The organism is Pseudomonas sp. 18175, assembly GCF_050432925.1.
In the GTDB taxonomy this organism is placed as follows: Bacteria; Pseudomonadota; Gammaproteobacteria; order Pseudomonadales; family Pseudomonadaceae; genus Aquipseudomonas.
Genome location: NZ_JBKFTO010000015.1, coordinates 16,231 through 33,063, shown reverse-complemented (window position 1 = coordinate 33,063; position 16,833 = coordinate 16,231). Strand labels below are relative to the sequence as shown.

General features: G+C 61.1%; 12 protein-coding genes. 8 read left to right on the top strand and 4 right to left on the bottom strand.

The features are described from left to right. Window positions 1-34: 34 nt before the first annotated feature. Window positions 35-1,018, bottom strand: a complete 984-nt coding sequence (locus tag ACLD1Y_RS20635; RefSeq protein ID WP_429479664.1) for an alpha/beta fold hydrolase — start codon at window positions 1,016-1,018, stop codon at window positions 35-37. A 106-nt stretch (window positions 1,019-1,124) separates the two neighbouring features. Next, window positions 1,125-3,500 carry a phosphoenolpyruvate synthase gene (ppsA, locus tag ACLD1Y_RS20630; protein WP_429479663.1) on the bottom strand — a complete coding sequence of 792 codons (2,376 nt, stop codon included), beginning with the start codon at window positions 3,498-3,500 and terminating at the stop codon, window positions 1,125-1,127. A 178-nt stretch (window positions 3,501-3,678) separates the two neighbouring features. Here ppsA and ppsR point away from each other — a divergent pair, with 178 nt between their 5' ends. Continuing rightward, entirely contained in the window at window positions 3,679-4,497 is an 819-nt protein-coding gene (ppsR, locus tag ACLD1Y_RS20625; protein WP_429479662.1) for a posphoenolpyruvate synthetase regulatory kinase/phosphorylase PpsR, read from the top strand. Between the two features lie 158 nt (window positions 4,498-4,655). Here ppsR and ACLD1Y_RS20620 read toward each other — a convergent pair whose 3' ends face one another. Continuing rightward, on the bottom strand, window positions 4,656-6,080 hold the full coding sequence (locus tag ACLD1Y_RS20620) for a PLP-dependent aminotransferase family protein (protein ID WP_429479661.1): 1,425 nt from the start codon (window positions 6,078-6,080) through the stop codon (window positions 4,656-4,658). Window positions 6,081-6,240: 160 nt separating this feature from the next. Between ACLD1Y_RS20620 and ACLD1Y_RS20615 the strand changes: the two genes are divergently transcribed. The 7 genes from ACLD1Y_RS20615 (at window position 6,241) to ACLD1Y_RS20585 (ending at window position 15,132) form a co-directional block, all read left to right on the top strand. Continuing rightward, complete coding sequence (locus tag ACLD1Y_RS20615) at window positions 6,241-7,134, top strand: DMT family transporter (protein WP_429479754.1); 894 nt, start codon at window positions 6,241-6,243, stop codon at window positions 7,132-7,134. Window positions 7,135-7,160: 26 nt separating this feature from the next. Continuing rightward, on the top strand, window positions 7,161-9,023 hold the full coding sequence (moeB, locus tag ACLD1Y_RS20610) for a molybdopterin-synthase adenylyltransferase MoeB (RefSeq protein WP_429479660.1): 1,863 nt from the start codon (window positions 7,161-7,163) through the stop codon (window positions 9,021-9,023). Window positions 9,024-9,047: 24 nt separating this feature from the next. Further along, on the top strand, window positions 9,048-9,962 hold the full coding sequence (locus ACLD1Y_RS20605; RefSeq protein WP_429479659.1) for a PLP-dependent cysteine synthase family protein: 915 nt from the start codon (window positions 9,048-9,050) through the stop codon (window positions 9,960-9,962). A 37-nt stretch (window positions 9,963-9,999) separates the two neighbouring features. After that, window positions 10,000-10,992 (top strand): serine O-acetyltransferase, encoded by a 993-nt coding sequence (locus ACLD1Y_RS20600; RefSeq protein ID WP_429479658.1) that lies wholly within the window; start codon window positions 10,000-10,002, stop codon window positions 10,990-10,992. A 2-nt stretch (window positions 10,993-10,994) separates the two neighbouring features. Further along, window positions 10,995-11,723, top strand: coding sequence for an alanyl-tRNA editing protein (locus tag ACLD1Y_RS20595; RefSeq protein ID WP_429479657.1), 729 nt, complete (start codon window positions 10,995-10,997; stop codon window positions 11,721-11,723). Window positions 11,724-12,049: 326 nt separating this feature from the next. Then, entirely contained in the window at window positions 12,050-13,795 is a 1,746-nt protein-coding gene (locus tag ACLD1Y_RS20590) for an ABC transporter permease (protein WP_429479656.1), read from the top strand. A gap of 14 nt (window positions 13,796-13,809) precedes the next feature. Further along, window positions 13,810-15,132: an AAA-associated domain-containing protein gene (locus tag ACLD1Y_RS20585; RefSeq protein ID WP_429479655.1), complete on the top strand. Its 1,323-nt coding sequence runs from the start codon at window positions 13,810-13,812 to the stop codon at window positions 15,130-15,132. A 134-nt stretch (window positions 15,133-15,266) separates the two neighbouring features. Here the strand turns inward: ACLD1Y_RS20585 and prpD are convergent, their stop codons facing one another. Further along, complete coding sequence (prpD, locus tag ACLD1Y_RS20580) at window positions 15,267-16,751, bottom strand: 2-methylcitrate dehydratase (protein WP_429479654.1); 1,485 nt, start codon at window positions 16,749-16,751, stop codon at window positions 15,267-15,269. Between the last annotated feature and the right edge of the window lie 82 nt (window positions 16,752-16,833).

Below are 16,833 nucleotides of genomic sequence, written 5' to 3'. Positions count from 1 at the left end.
GCCAGGAGCGAAACGCCCTTGGCAGAGCGTTTAATCAAACGGTTGCCAACGCCGGCGCTTCGAATAACGGTGTAAACGGGTCTTTCAACCAGCGCTCCACCAGCGGCCACACCTCGGCCTGAGCGGGTTTGCTGACCAGCATCTCCACGTGCCCGAAATCCCCGCTGAAACCTTGCTGGCGCCCTAGGCACACGTACTGGCGATGCTCGGAACCGACCTGTTCAAACAGCTTGCGGCAGGCCCAGTCCGGGTCTTGATGATCGCCTGCTGCGCTCACTGCCAGGAACGGCACATCGACCTCAGCCAAGCCCTTCCACCAATCGTTTTTACCTTCGCCGAAGCGCCCGAACAGGCCATTCCAACGCATGGCCTCGACCAGCACACCCGCCGGCTCGTCCTCTGGGCCGCGCTTGAAGCGCGAACCGGAAACCTCGCCGAAGCGCCTCAACAGCAAGCGCCCCGTCCACTCCACTGGCGGCAGTTTCAACGGCCAATGGGTGCGACTGACCTGACACCCAAACAACGCCACCGACGCCACCACCGGCGCCCCCAGGTGCTGCCCACCAAGGGCCGCCGCCAGGCTGGTGCCACCCAGGGAATGGCCGATCCAGTGGGGGATTTGCGCACTTTGCTCACGCACAAACGCGCCAATGGCCGGCAAATCGTAGCGTGCGTAGTCGGCCACGCGGTTACGGGCGTAGCCCTGGTTGCGCTTGGACAGGCCATGGCCGCGCATCTCCGGGATCCACACATCAAACCCCTGGCGCGCCAGGTAGGCACCCAGGCCGATGCCTTTTGGCGAATACCAGAAGCGTCGATTGGAGAAACTGCCATGCAACAAAATAACCGGAATGCCCCGGTTTTCCGGGACATCGGCCAGACCCAAGCGGGTAACTGCGAGCTCGACGGTACCGTCGGGACTGTTACCGGGCTTGAGCCGGTACACATCTTCACTCAGGTCGCCTCGACGTTCAGCGCTGATCAGGGCGACGGGAAACAGGTTGCTGCTGCTTTGCATAATGCTCTTGCACAAAAAAGGGCGGCGTCCGTAGGGAATCCCGCCCTGCACAGATAAGAATGCCGGTCACCCTCGACGGGAGACCGGCACTTTTGACGTAACGACCTTAGGCGGACGCTTGGCCTTCCGCCAGGAAGAACCAGGTTTCCAGCACGGAATCGGGGTTCAACGAGACGCTTTCGATGCCCTGTTCCATCAGCCACCGGGCCAGGTCAGGGTGATCGGAAGGGCCTTGGCCGCAGATGCCGATGTACTTGCCGGCCTTGTTACAGGCCTGGATGGCATTGGACAGCAGCTTCTTGACCGCAGGATTACGCTCGTCGAACAGGTGCGCGATGATCCCCGAGTCACGGTCCAGGCCCAGGGTGAGCTGGGTCAGGTCGTTGGAGCCGATGGAGAAACCGTCGAAGAACTCCAGGAATTCCTCGGCCAGGATGGCGTTGGACGGCAATTCGCACATCATGATCACGCGCAGGCCGTTTTCGCCGCGCGACAGGCCGTTTTCCGCCAGCAGGTCGATGACCTGGCTCGCTTCACCCAGGGTGCGCACGAACGGCACCATGATCTCGACGTTGTCCAGGCCCATCTCGTTGCGCACGCGCTTGAGGGCGCGGCATTCGAGTTCGAAGCAGTCACGGAACGCTTCGCTGATGTAGCGCGAGGCGCCACGGAAGCCCAACATCGGGTTTTCTTCTTCCGGCTCGTAGAGCTTGCCGCCGATCAGGTTGGCGTATTCGTTAGACTTGAAGTCCGACAGACGCACGATGACCTTTTTCGGGTAGAACGCCGCCGCCAGGGTGCTGATGCCTTCCACCAGCTTCTCGACGTAGAAGCCCACCGGGTCGTTGTAACCGGCGATGCGCTTGTCGACGCTTTCTTTAATGTCCAGCGGCAGGCCGTCGTAGTTCAACAGGGCCTTGGGGTGCACGCCGATCATGCGGTTGATGATGAACTCCAGGCGGGCCAGGCCCACACCGGCGTTCGGCAGTTGCGCGAAGTCAAAGGCACGGTCCGGGTTGCCGACGTTCATCATGATCTTGAACGGCAGGTCGGGCATGGCGTCGATGGAGTTTTGCTTGATATCGAAACCCAGCTCGCCTTCGAAGATAAAGCCAGTGTCGCCTTCGGCGCAGGAAACAGTCACGCCCTGGCCGTCTTTCAACAGCTGGGTGGCGTTGCCGCAGCCCACGACCGCAGGGATACCCAGTTCACGGGCGATGATCGCCGCGTGGCAGGTACGCCCGCCACGGTTGGTGACGATGGCGCTGGCGCGCTTCATCACCGGTTCCCAGTCCGGGTCGGTCATGTCGGAGACCAGCACGTCACCTGGCTGGACCTTGTCCATTTCCGACACGTCTTTAATGATGCGGACCTTGCCGGCGCCGATGCGCTGGCCAATGGCGCGACCCTCTACCAGCACGGTGCCGGTTTCTTTCAGCAGGTAGCGCTCCATGACGTTGGCCGAAGTGCGGCTCTTCACGGTTTCCGGACGGGCCTGCACGATGTACAGCTTGCCGTCGTCACCGTCCTTGGCCCACTCGATGTCCATCGGGCACTTGTAGTGCTTTTCGATGATCATCGCTTGCTTGGCCAGCTCGCTGACTTCGGCGTCGGTGAGGCAGAAACGTGCGCGATCGGCCTTGTCGACATCCACGGTCTTGACCGAACGACCGGCCTTGGCCTCGTCGCCGTAGATCATCTTGATGGCCTTGCTGCCCAGGTTACGGCGCAGGATGGCCGGGCGACCTGCTTCGAGGGTGCCCTTGTGGACGTAGAATTCGTCGGGGTTGACCGCGCCTTGTACGACGGTTTCGCCCAGGCCGTAGGCGCCGGTGATGAACACCACGTCACGGAAGCCGGATTCGGTGTCCAGGGTGAACATCACACCGGCGGTGCCGGTTTCCGAACGCACCATGCGCTGCACACCGGCAGACAGGGCTACCAGCTTGTGGTCGAAACCTTGGTGCACACGGTAGGAAATAGCGCGATCGTTGAACAGCGAGGCGAACACTTCCTTGGCCGCGCGGATCACGTTTTCCACGCCGCGGATGTTCAGGAAGGTCTCTTGCTGACCCGCGAAGGAGGCGTCCGGCAGGTCTTCGGCGGTGGCCGAGGAACGCACGGCCACGGCCACATCCGGGTTACCGGCAGACAGGGCGGCGAAGGCAGTACGGATTTCTTCGTTGAGCTTCTCGGGGAACTCGGCTTCCATGATCCACTGGCGGATCTGGCTGCCGGTCTTGGCCAGGGCGTTGACGTCATCGACGTCCAGTGCGTCCAGCGCGGCGTGGATCTGAGCGTTGAGGCCGCTCAGTTCGAGGAAATCGCGGTAAGCCTGGGCCGTGGTGGCGAAACCACCGGGCACCGAGACACCTGCGCCTGCAAGATTACTGATCATCTCGCCGAGGGATGCGTTCTTGCCCCCTACGTGCTCTACATCATGGACGCCGAGCTTATCGAGGGAAACTACGTACTCTACCAAGGTGATCTCTCCACTAACTGTGTTGGAAAAGCTCAGGACGCCGGTCGCTCAGTAGGAGCATTCGCCGGCGCTTGTGGCCTGGACCTGGAAAATAAGTGAGAATGCGGCCCACTGCGGGACGGCAAAATCGCGCCTATCATATCCAAGATTCGCCATCAGCTTAAGGCCCAGGGCTCAAATGAAACGATCTGCTTTCTTTATCTCCGACGGCACCGGCATTACAGCCGAAACATTGGGTCAAAGCCTGCTCGCGCAGTTCGAAAACATTACCTTCGCCAAATTCACACGGCCGTACATCGACAGCGTGGAAAAAGCGCGGGCCATGGTACAACAAATCAATCTGGCGGCTGAAAAAGACGGCTTTCGGCCGATCATTTTCGACACCATCGTCAATCAAGACATCCGTGAGATCCTCGCAACTTCGAATGGTTTCATGATCGACATTTTCTCCACGTTCCTGGCGCCGCTGGAGCAAGAGCTGAGTGAACATTCCTCGTACTCGGTAGGAAAGTCCCATTCCATTGGCCACAACTCCAACTATATGGAGCGGATCGAGGCGGTGAACTTCGCCCTCGACAACGACGACGGCGCCCGTACCCATTACTACGACAAGGCCGACCTGATCCTGGTGGGCGTGTCCCGCTGCGGCAAGACGCCTACCTGTCTCTACATGGCCATGCAATTCGGTATCCGTGCGGCCAACTACCCGCTGACAGAAGACGACATGGAGCATCTGACCCTTCCGGCCGCCCTGCGCGCCCATTCCCACAAGCTATTCGGCCTGACCATCGACCCGGATCGCCTGACTGCAATTCGCAATGAGCGCAAGCCTAATAGCCGCTACTCCAGCTATGCCCAGTGCGAATTCGAAGTGCGCGAAGTGGAAAATCTGTTCCGTCGCGAGAATATTGCGCACATCAATTCCACGCATTTTTCGGTGGAGGAGATTTCGGCGAAGATTTTGGTGGAGAAGGGTGTGGAGCGTAGGTTCAAGTAAGGCTGGTTGCCCGACAGCGCCGCAGTCCAATGTGGGAGCGGGCTTGCTCGCGAATGCGGTGTGCCAGTCAATAGATTCGTTGGCTGATACATCGCATTCGCGAGCAAGTCGAATCGTCGCACCGCCGCTCCCACATTTGGTTCAGTGTATATCCCCGCCTACAGATGAAACCTCCCCCCACCCTGCCCCAGCGCTGTAGCCAACGCATCAAACCCCGCCAGCAACAACTGATCATCCCCCGACGTATTGCAGATACTTGCCCGAATAAACTGCGGCACCGCCGTCTGCCCTACCGCAAACGCTTCGGCGGTGGCGATCAGGTAATTATTCTGCTTGAGCTCGGCCTCAATCTCCGACGCACGCCAGGGCTCCGGTACTTCAATCCAGAAATGCGGGCTGTTGAGGTGGGTGCGGTATTCCAAGCCGGCCAGCAGGTCGCGTACCAGGGCTTTGCGCCGGCTGATTTCGTTGATCTGCTGGCGCAACAGGTATTCGGCCGTGCCGTTTTCGATCCATTGGGTGGCCAGTTCCAGGGTGACCGGCGTCGCCATCCAACAGGTTGAACGCAGCGCTGCCGAAATACGGCTAACCAACGCCGGCGGCGCATGCACATAGCCCACACGCAGCCCTGCCGACACCGCTTTGCTCAGGCTGCTGATCAAGATCGTACGCTCAGGTGCGAAAAAACTGAGGGGCGGCGGCCGGTCTTCGACCAATACGCCGTGGGCCTCATCTTCAAGAATCAACAGGTTGTGTTCACGGCAGACTTTGGCCAGGGCTTCCCGGCGCGGGATCGATAACACCGCAGTCGTCGGATTCTGGATGGTCGGCGTGCAATACAGCGCTGAAACCCGGTGGTTACGACAGACTTCATCCAACGCACTGGGCAGTACGCCTTCGTCGTCCATTTCCAAGCCGATCAGGCGAATACCGAGCATGCGCGCGGCAGTGATCAGGCCTGGGTACGTCAGTTGCTCGGTCACCACCGTATCGCCGGCGCGCAGCAACGCCATCATCGCGCAGAGCAAGCCATGCTGGCCGCCATTGACGCAGATGACCTGCTCAGGGATCGGGTGGAAATCGCGCTGCACCAGCCACTGCGCACCCGCCTCGCGGTAACGCGGCAGGCCAGCGTCCGGGGTGTAGGCGCTGATGTCCTGGAGGAACTTGGCGTTGGTCGACAGGGTTTGGAAGCTTTGGGCCAGGAACGCGGTTTCCTGCCCCGGGATATGCATGTTGCGGCTCATGTCGAAGTACTGGCGCGGCTCCTCGCTGAAGTTGCGAAAGCCTTCATCACGCTGGCGCTCCATCCCACGCTTGCGTACGAAAGTACCGTCACCCACCCGCGCCACGACCAACCCCAGGCGTTCCAGTTCTCCGTAGGCCCGGCTGATGGTGCCGATGGTGACGCCAAGATTGTCGGAAAGCACCCGATGGGGCGGCAGTTTTCTTCCCGGTTCAATCAAGCCTTCAAGGATGCCCCGTTCCATGACATCGGACAGGCGCTTGTACTTCACGCCCTGCCCGTTGGACAACCCCTCACGCATAATTGACACCATGTCAATATTTGTTTTGACAGCCATCTTTCGCCCTAATAGTGTGCTTTTACGGGTGCAATCGCCGAATTTTACAACTCATTACAAGCTCAATATAGAGTTCAATTCCGGCTCAGGGAAGCAATAAACGATGCCAATGTCCGCCGTTCTCGAAAATACCGCCAAGGCCAAAAACCAAAAACAGTGGCTGGCAGGCCTGGTCACCAGCGTGATGTTCCTGATCGTGTGCCTGAGTTGGGGCACCACGTGGCTGGGGATCAAGATCGCCGTGGAGAGCGTGCCACCGCTGACCTCCGCCGGCCTGCGTTTTTTGATCGCCTTCCCGCTGTTCCTGTGTTTTGCCATGGTACGCCGCGAGCCCATCCTGTTTCCCCGTGAGAGCCGCTGGTTCTTTGTATTCGTGACCCTGTCCTACTTCAGCGTTCCCTATTACCTGCTCAATTATGGCGAAATGCATGTTTCGTCCGGCCTCACCGCCCTGCTGTTCAGTTGCATGCCGGTGTTCATCCTGATTTTTTCCGCGCTGTTCCTGCGTGAGCGCATCTACTTTTCCCAGGTGGTCGGCATCGGTATCGGTTTCGGCAGCCTCTACATGATCATCAAGAGCCAGGGCCTGCACCTGGATCACGCCGAGTTCTTCGGGGTGCTGGCGATCCTCACTGCCGCGATCATGCATGCCTTGTGCTACGTGATTACCAAGCAAAAAGGCAGCGCCATCAGCGTGATCACCTACAACACCCTGCCCATCGGCATTGCCGGGCTGATGCTGTTTGTCGCCGGTCTGTGGTTTGAAACGCCGACCTTCGAGGCCATCACCCTGCGCTCCTGGGGTGCGCTGTTCTACCTCGGGCTGGTGGCCTCGGTGGGTGGGTTCATCGTGTACTTCATGCTGCTCAAGCGCTTGAGCCCGATCATCCTGTCATTCGTGTTCATCATCTTCCCGGTGTTCGCGGTGATCATCGGCGCCTGGTACGAGGGCGTGGCGATTTCCCGCGACCTGATGCTGTACTCGGCCATCCTGCTGGCAGGCTTTGCGATCACCAAGTTGCCCGTTGAAAAGCTACTGACCAAGAAAAATTGACCGTTCAACCACCCAGCGAGAGAAACATGGACGTCCTCCGCCCAAAAGCCCTGGAACAGATCTACGCCCACGCAAGCGGCAGCTATCCCGAAGAATGTTGTGGCTTTGTCTTCGCCGACGGCAGCGTGTACCTGGGCAGCAATATCCAGAATGAGCTGCACCGCAAGAACCCCGAGATGTACCCACGCAGCGCGGCCAACGGCTACACGTTTTCGGTGGCCGACACCCTGCTGATGAATAAAGCGTTTCGCAGCGACAACCCGGTGGTGGTGATCTACCACTCCCACCCGGATGTCGGTGCCTATTTCAGCGACGAAGACCAGGACAAGGCGCTGTTCATGGGCGAGCCGATCTACCCCGTCAGTTACTTGGTGGTAGACGTTCGTCAGGGCCAGGCCCTGGGCTCCAAGCTGTTTGCCTGGGACGGCAAGCATTTCGCCCTCAACCCTTTCAACGACCTGCACACGGAGTTGTCCATGAACGCTGTCTCTTTCCCCGACATTCTGGTTCGCGTGGCCAAGCTGCCGGAATCGACCCTTGAGGGCACCGGATCGACATTGCGCGAAGTCATTGAAAACCTCTGCAACAGCCACCCGCAACTGCGGCCGCACCTGTTCCACGAGAAGAACAACCAGCTCAAGGAACACTTCCTGTTTACCGCCGAGGAAGCCCTGATTGACGCCGACGATACGCTGCCGGAAAAGGCCCGGATCGAAGTGCTGCTCGCCACCTCCGGTGGCATCGACGTCGACACCTTGAGCAACGAAGAAGTCCAGCGCTACGTGCGCCATATCACCCTGCCCGGCGTCGGTCGCGAAGGCCAGTTGAACCTCAAGAAAGCCAAGGTGCTGATCATCGGCACCGGTGGCCTGGGCTCGCCCATCAGCCTGTACCTGGCGGCGGCCGGCATCGGCACCCTGGGGCTGGTGGATTTTGATGTGGTCGAAAGCAGCAACCTGCAACGCCAGATCGTCCACGGCAACAGCACCCTGGGCATGCCCAAGGTCGAGTCCGCCAAGCGGCGCCTGCAAGACCTCAACCGCCACATCCAGATCAACGCCCACGACACCGCGCTGAACGCCGACAACGCCCTAGAACTGGTGGGCTCCTACGACCTGGTGATCGATGGTACCGACAACTTCGACACCCGCTACCTGGTCAACGACGCCTGCGTGCAACTGGGCAAACCCCTGGTGTACGGCGCCATCTACCGTTTCGACGGGCAGATCAGCGTGCTCAACTATAAAGGTGGGCCGTGCTATCGCTGCCTGTTCCCCAAGGCTCCGCCCGCTGAGCTGGCGCCCAATTGCAGCGCCGGCGGTGTGATCGGCGTACTGCCTGGGGTGGTCGGCATGATCCAGGCCACCGAGGCGATCAAACTGCTGATCGGTATTGGCGAGCCGTTGTCCGGCCGCTTGATGCGCTTCGATGCGCTGGCGATGAAGTTCAGCGAGATCGGCTTCAAGCGCCGCGCCGACTGCCCGTGCTGTTCAGATTTACGCCGCAGCGAACCCCACACCGCGGCGGTCTGCGCCGATGCCGTGCCAAGCAAACCGTGCCTGGCCGAAGAACGCTACATCAAGCCTCGCGTGCTCAAGCAACTGCTCGAGCACCCGCGCAGCGCCGATGTGCTGCTGGATGTGCGCGATGCCAGCGAACTGGAAGTGTGCAAATTGCCGGGTGTGGTACACATCCCGCTGGCCGAACTGGATGGGCAACTGGGTAACCTCAGTCGCGACAATACCCACTACCTGATCTGCTACGCCGGCACCCGCGCCGAACAGGCCGCCAGCACATTATTGGCGGCCGGTTTTGCCAACACCAAAGTCTTGCAGGGCGGCATGAAACATTGGGTTCGCGATGTCGAACCCGACATGCCTTTGTACTGACCTCCGGCCATGGGCTCCTACCTGATGTTGCATAACTCTATTCTCGACGCGATCGGCCACACGCCAATCGTGCGCCTGGCGCAGTTTTCCGAAGACCTCGGCATTGAGGTCTACGCCAAGCTCGAATCCCTCAACCCCGGTGGCAGCCACAAGGCACGCATTGCCCTGGGCATGATCCTCGACGCCGAGCGCCGGGGCGTGCTGATCCGCGACTCTGGGCAAACCATTATCGAACCCAGCGGTGGCAATACCGGCATTGGCCTGGTGATGGCTGGCAATGTGCTGGGCTACAAGGTGGTGCTGGTGATCCCCGACAACTACAGCCCCGAAAAGCAAAAACTGCTGCGTTTGTACGGGGCCAAGGTGGTGCTGTCGGACAGCCGCCGCGGCAACAACTCCCACGGCGAAAAGTGCATGGAGTTGCAGTTGGAAAACCCCAGCTACGTGATGCTCAACCAGCAGCGCAACGGCGCCAACCCGCAGACCCACCGCGACACCACCGCACGGGAAATCATCCGCGCCTTTGGTGACCGTCGCGTGGACTATTTTGTCAGCGGCATCGGCACCGGCGGGCACATCACCGGTATCGGCGAAACCCTGAAAGCCACCTGGCCGGCCGTGCGCGTCATGGGCGTGGAGCCGGAGGAGTGCGACCTGCTGAGCAACCAGCACGCGCCGCACCATATCCAGGGCCTGTCGATCGGCCTGATCCCGAGCATCCTCAACCTGGAGGTGATCGACGGCATGCTCAAGGTCTCGCGCCAGGCCTGCATCGACATGATGAAACGCATCATGCGCACCGACGCCATCAGCCTGGGCTTGTCCTCTGCCGCCAACATGGTGGCCATCGCCCAACTCGCCCCCGAACTACCGCCCGAAACGGTGGTGTTGACCATGGTCTACGACAATGCCGACAGCTACCTGCCCAGTTTCGAATAACCGGTTTGCCAACCAACCAGAATGCGGGGGCGCCTCCATGGGCGGTTTTATCGACATGCAACAGTTGCACGATGAGTTGCTCACCCACCTCATCACCACCCTCACGCCCGCACAGATGAAGCAGTTGGAGCCACACCTTGCGCCGCTGATCCAGAACGCCGCCCAGGCGGTGGCCGAAGACCTGATCGCCTATGCCTACCGTGACCCGGCCTCCCGTGGACGCGGCGAGTTGATCCTGGAGTCCTATGCCTCATTCAAGGCCGTGTTGTATTACCGGCTGGCGCACCGGGTGTGGAATTTCCCCGACCAGCCCAACGGCGTGTTTTCGCGCATGGCCCTCACGCTGAGCAACCAGGGCAAGATCCTCTCCGGTGCCGAGATCCACCCGGCGGCGCGCATTGGCCGGCGCTTCGTGCTGGACCACGGCTATGGCACGGTGATCGGCGAAACCTGCGAGATCGGCAACGACTGCTACATCCTCTGCGGCGTCACCCTGGGCGCCCGTGGCATTGCCAACAACCCCGATGGCAAGCGCCACCCGCGCCTGGGCAATAACGTCGAGGTCGGCTCCGGCGCTCGCGTGCTGGGTTATGTGCTGATCGGCGACAACGTGTTTATCAGCCCATCCTGCGTGATCACCCAGGACGTGCCCGCGGGCACCAAGGTCAAGGTGGTGAACCAGGTCCAGTTGCAAAAAAACGATGACTCAGACAACAGCAACTACTTGGGCGCCTTCGCCCTCGACGAGCGTTTGCACGTGGTCGGCGAGATCAACGCCAGCCACAAGGTCACCGTACTGGACGCCGACTTCCACCCCTTGCCGGGGCTGATGCTGGAACCCACGGTGAAAGAGCGTCATCACCTGCAATTTCGCCTGCACCGTGTCGAGTCGAGCAGCCACTTGCCGCGCCTGCCGCTGAACCTCAAAGTCTGCGGCCCGGAATTTGAAATAACCCTGCTTTCCCCCCCTGGCTTGAGTGCAATGGTGCGTTCCCTGTTGCAAGCCAGCCCACTGAACGTCGGAGGTTGAACATGTCGGTGCACACCATGGAAACCCTGGCGCTGTTCGACAGCGCGCCGTACCAGAACGCGTTTAGCGCAAGGGTGGTTGCCGTCAGCGAGCACGGCGTCGCCCTGGAACATACGTTGTTCTACCCTACCGGCGGCGGGCAGCCGGGCGACACCGGCCACCTCACCCTGGCGGACGGCACACGCGTGGACGTGACCGGCACCGTTCGCGACCCGATGCTGCGCTCGATTATCTGGCACCAGGTGCAACAGTGGCCGGTTCAACTGGTGGCCGGGGCGCAGGTTGACGCAGGCATCGACTGGGAGCGGCGCTACCAGCACATGAAGATGCACACCTGCCTGCACCTGCTGTGCTCGATCATCGATGCGCCGGTGACCGGTTGCAGCATCAGTGCCGACAAGGGCCGCCTGGATTTCGACCTGCCGGAAATGACCCTCGACAAGGACAGCATCACCCGCGACCTCAACGCCCTGATCGAGCAGGCCCGCCCGGTTAACACCCTGTCGATGCCCGCCACGGAATATTCCACCCTGCTGCAGATCACCCGCACCCAGGCGGTGGCGCCCCCGGTGGTGCATGGCTCGGTGCGGGTGGTTGAAATCAGCGGCATCGATATCCAACCCTGCGGCGGCACCCACGTCACCAATACCGAGGAAATCGGCCGGGTGTTCTGCGAAAAAATCGAGAAGAAGAGCAAGCACAATCGCCGGGTGATCCTGCGCTTTGAATAGCTGCTGAACGACGGCAAACACCCAATGCCAGCCCACCAAACCGAAACCTGTGGCGAGGGAGCTTGTTCCCGTCGGGCCGCAAACCGGCCCCGCGCTAGGCTCAAAAGCAGGGGCCTGCTGCGCAGTCCAGCGGGAGCAAGCTCCCTCGCCACAGTGGCCGCTTTTCGTACAGGAAACTGACAGCCTACTTTTACCTCCGATACGTACAATTCCACCTGCATCCTCCCGATGCCCCCGGCTCACGAAAACAACGCCACCCATTCTCGGTAGCCTTTCGTTGAGAAGCTAAGCTCACCCCCGCCTGAATGCTGCCGGAATGACCGCCTATGAAAAGAGTGTTCCGCCACTACCTGCCGGCCTCCACCTTGCGCTTGCTGCCCAACCGCTGGGACTTGGTCGCCCTGCCGCTGGTGATCGGCTTCCTGTTGTTTTTCTCGATCACGGCCCGGGAAACCTGGGCGCCTATTGCCACGTTGCAAAGCGAAGTCATCTCCCTCGACCCGGCCAACCTGCCGGAATACGCCATGCGCACCACCTTGCGCATGCTGGCGGCGATGGCGGCAGCGTTGGTGTTCACCCTGTTGTACGGCACCCTGGCGGCCAAAAGCCGGCGCGCCGAAAAACTGCTGGTGCCGGTGCTCGACATCCTGCAATCGGTGCCGGTGTTGGGTTACATCTCCTTCACCGTGACGTTCTTCCTGCTGCTGTTCCCCGGTCGCGTGCTGGGCGCCGAATTCGCCGCGATCTTTGCGATCTTCACCAGCCAGGCCTGGAACATGACGTTCAGCTTCTATCAGTCGCTGCGCATGCTGCCCCATGACCTGGTGGAAGTGTCCACCAACCTGCGGCTGTCAGGCTGGCAGAAGTTCTGGAAGCTCGACGTGCCGTTCGCCATGCCCGGGCTGGTGTGGAACATGATGATGAGCATGTCCGGCGGCTGGTTTTTTGTGGTCGCCTCCGAAGCCATCACCGTCGGCGACAAGACCATCACCCTGCCCGGCGTGGGGTCGTACCTGGCCCTGGCCATCGCGCAGAAAGACCTGCACGCGGTGGGCTACGTGATCCTGGCGATGATCGTGGTGATCCTGCTCTACGACCAGTTCCTGTTCCGCCCGCTGGTGGCCTGGGCCGACAAGTTCCGCATGGAAACCACCGCCTCCCAAGGCGCCGCGCCGCAATCCTGGGTGCTGAACCTGATCCAACGTACACGCATGATTCAGCTCATGCTGCGGCCCATCAGCCGCGCCATCAGCCGTATCGGAAACCAACGTTTGAGCCTGTCGCTCCCTGCGCGCAACGCCGCGCCAGCGGCCAGTGCGGCCACCTCCAAGCTCATCGATTGGGTGTGGGGTTCGTTTATTGCGCTGCTCACGACCTACGCGCTGTACCACATCGTGCGTTACGTAGGCACCGAGGTGACAGTGGCCGAGGTCGGCCATGTGTTCGTACTCGGGCTGATTACCCTGTTGCGGGTGGCCGGGTTGATCCTGATCGCCTCGCTGATCTGGGTGCCCCTGGGGGTGATGATCGGCCTGCGTCCCAAGCTCGCGGAAAAGATCCAGCCATTGGCGCAGTTCCTCGCCGCATTCCCGGCGAACCTGCTGTTCCCGGTGTTTGTCATCGTGATCCTGCACTACCACCTCAACCCGGATATCTGGCTAAGCCCGCTGATTGTGCTGGGCACCCAGTGGTACATCCTGTTCAACGTGGTGGCCGGCGCCAGCGCCTTTCCCAACGACTACAAGGAGGCCGCCGCCAACTTCCGCATTCGCGGCTGGCTGTGGTGGCGCAAGGTGATGCTGCCGGGGATTTTCCCGTACTACGTCACCGGCGCCATCACGGCCTCGGGCGGTGCGTGGAACGCCAGCATCGTCTCCGAATACGTGTCGTGGGGCCAGGACACCGTGGCGGCCCACGGCCTGGGCGCCTACATCGCCCAAACCACCGCCGCCGGTGACTTCCCCAAGATCGCCCTGGGCGTTGTGGTGATGTCGATTTTTGTGGTGGCCTTCAACCGTGCGGTCTGGCGCCCGATGTACGCCATGGCTGAAAACAAACTGCGTCTGAATTGAGGGGCTCTGCCGTGATGACCACCTACACCGAACACACCGCCGACACCCCGCAGATCTACGCGTTGAAGAACGTCAACCGCGTGTTCGGCAAAGGCAAGGACGAACTGCAAGTGCTCAGCGGCGTAGACCTGAGCCTGCACGAAGGCGAGATCGTCGGCATGCTCGGTCGTTCCGGCTCCGGCAAGTCCACACTCTTGCGCATCATCGCCGGGCTGATCCAGCCGTCATCCGGCGAGGTGCACTACCACGGCAAACCACTGACCGGCCCGGCCGAAGGTGTGGCCATGGTGTTCCAGACGTTCGCGCTGTTCCCGTGGCTGACGGTGCTGGAAAACGTCGAAGCCGGCCTGCAAGCCTTGCAAGTCGAACGCAAGGAAACCCGCCGTCGCGCCCTGGCCGCCATCGACCTGATCGGCCTGGACGGCTTTGAAAACGCCTACCCGCGCGAACTCTCCGGTGGCATGCGCCAGCGGGTCGGCTTTGCCCGTGGGCTGGTGGTCAACCCGACCTTGCTGTTGATGGACGAACCCTTCTCGGCCCTGGACGTGCTCACCGCCGAAACCCTGCGCACCGACTTGCTGGACTTGTGGAGCGGCAAGCAACTGCCGATCAAGTCGATTTTGATCGTGACCCACAACATCGAAGAAGCGGTGCTGATGTGCGACCGCATCCTGGTGCTGTCGTCCAACCCCGGCCGTGTGGTCGCCGAGATCAAGGTGCCGTTTGCCCACCCGCGCAACCGCCTGGACCCGACCTTCCGGCAAATGGTCGACGACATCTACGCCCTGATGACCGACCGACGCAGCGCCGATGCCACTGCCGGCAAGCCCGAACTGAAGATGGGCAGCCTGCTGCCGGAAGTCTCCACCAACCTGATGGCCGGCCTGATCGAGACCCTCGCCGCCGAGCCCTACAACGGCCACGCAGGTTTACCCACCGTGGCCGAACGGCGCCTGCTGGAAGTGGATGACCTGTTCCCGGTGGCCGAGATGCTTGAGCACCTGGGTTTTGCCGAACTCAAGGGCGCCGACATCACCCTGACCGACGCCGGCAAGCTGTTTGCCGATTACGGCACCCAGGAGCGCAAGACCCTGTTCGCCGAGCATTTGATCCAGCATGTGCCGTTGGCGGCGCGTATTCACCAGGTGTTGCTGGAACGCAGCGGGCACCGTGCACCACGGGTGCGTTTCGAGCAGGAACTGCAAGACTCGATGACCGAAGCCTTCGTGGAAAAAACCCTGGAAAGCGTGGTGGCGTGGGGACGGTATGCGGAGATTTTTTCATATGACGACCATACCGAGACGTTTAGCCTGGAGGATGTTGAGGGCAGTATGTAGTCATCTGAGACTGGCGCAGTTCCAAATGTGGGAGCAGGCTTGCTCGCGAAGACGGAGTGTCAGCCAGCACATGTAGCGACTGACACTCCGCCTTCGCGAGCAAGCCCGCTCCCACATTGGATCTCCGGCGTCGGCTAGATCACGAACAGATCGACGAACCGATTGACCGGAGTGGCCTCAAGCTCTACCTGATCCTTGCACAGCGCAAAAATCTCGCCGCTGCGCTGCGCGGTAAACCGCGTGGCAAGGTTGGCCTTGAACTTCTCCTCTAACAACGGAATACCCTCGACCCGGCGACGCCGATGGCCAATCGGGTATTCCACAACCACTTGCTCGGTGCTGGACCCATCCTTGAAAAACACCTGCACCGCATTGGCGATGGAGCGTTTGTCGGCTTCGAGGTATTCGCGGCTGTAGCGCGGGTCTTCGACGATGACCATTTTGTCGCGCAACTGATCGATGATCGGGTGGGCCGCGTGGAAGTCGTCTTCGTACTGTTCGGCCACCAGGTTGCCAAAGGCCAGGGGCACGGCGGTCATGTATTGCAGGCAATGGTCGCGGTCGGCGGCGTTGGCCAGTTGGCCGACTTTGGAAATGATCCGAATCGCCGACTCATGGGTGGTGATCACGATGCGCTCGATTTCATGCAGACGGTCTTTCACCAACGGATGCAACGTCACTGCGGCTTCGCAGGCGGTTTGCGCGTGGAATTCGGCGGGGAAGCTGATCTTGAACAGCACGTTTTCCATCACGTAGGTGCCGTAAGACTGGGACAGGCTGAACCCGCGCTTGTCCTCGGGCTTGAGCGCCAGGTCCTTGTTGGTGTGGCTGAACAGCACGTCGTAGAAGCCCCACTGCGGCGCACTCAATACACCGGGAATGCCCATTTCACCACGCAGGGCGATATCTGCCAGGCGCACGCCACGGCTCGACGCATCCCCCGCCGCCCACGACTTGCGCGAACCGGCGTTCGGCGCGTGGCGATAGGTGCGCAATGCCTGGCCATCGACAAAGGCATGGGACAAGGCCGCGAGCAACTGCTCACGGTTGGCGCCCATCAGCTTGGCGGTCACGGCCGTGGAAGCGACTTTCACCAACAGCACATGGTCGAGGCCGACACGGTTGAAGGAGTTTTCCAGGGCAATCACACCCTGGATTTCGTGGGCCATGATCATCGCTTCGAGTACCGCACGCACGGTCAGCGGCGCATCGCCATTGGCCACGCGTTTTTGTGAAAGGTGGTCGGCCACGGCCAGGATGCCACCGAGGTTATCCGAGGGGTGGCCCCATTCGGCGGCGAGCCAGGTGTCGTTGTAGTCGAGCCAGCGCACGATGCAGCCAATGTCCCAGGCGGCCTTGACCGGGTCCAGGCGGAACGAGGTGCCCGGCACGCGCGCACCAAAGGGTACGACCGTGCCCTCGACAATCGGCCCCAGGTGCTTGGTGCACTCGGGAAAACGCAAGGCCAGCAGGCCGCAGCCCAGAGTGTCCATCAGGCAATTGCGGGCGGTGTCCAGCGCGGCCGGGGAGTCGATGCGGTAAGTGAGGACGTAGTCGGCGATGTCCTGCAAAACCTGGTCGTAGTCGGGGCGGTTGTTCTGGTCGACGTTGGCGCTCATGGCAGTGCTCCAAAAGTGGGTTGGGGGTAGTCCTCGGGCTCACGGTTGTCAGGGAGCAGATCTTGATTGCCTGCCTTGGAAT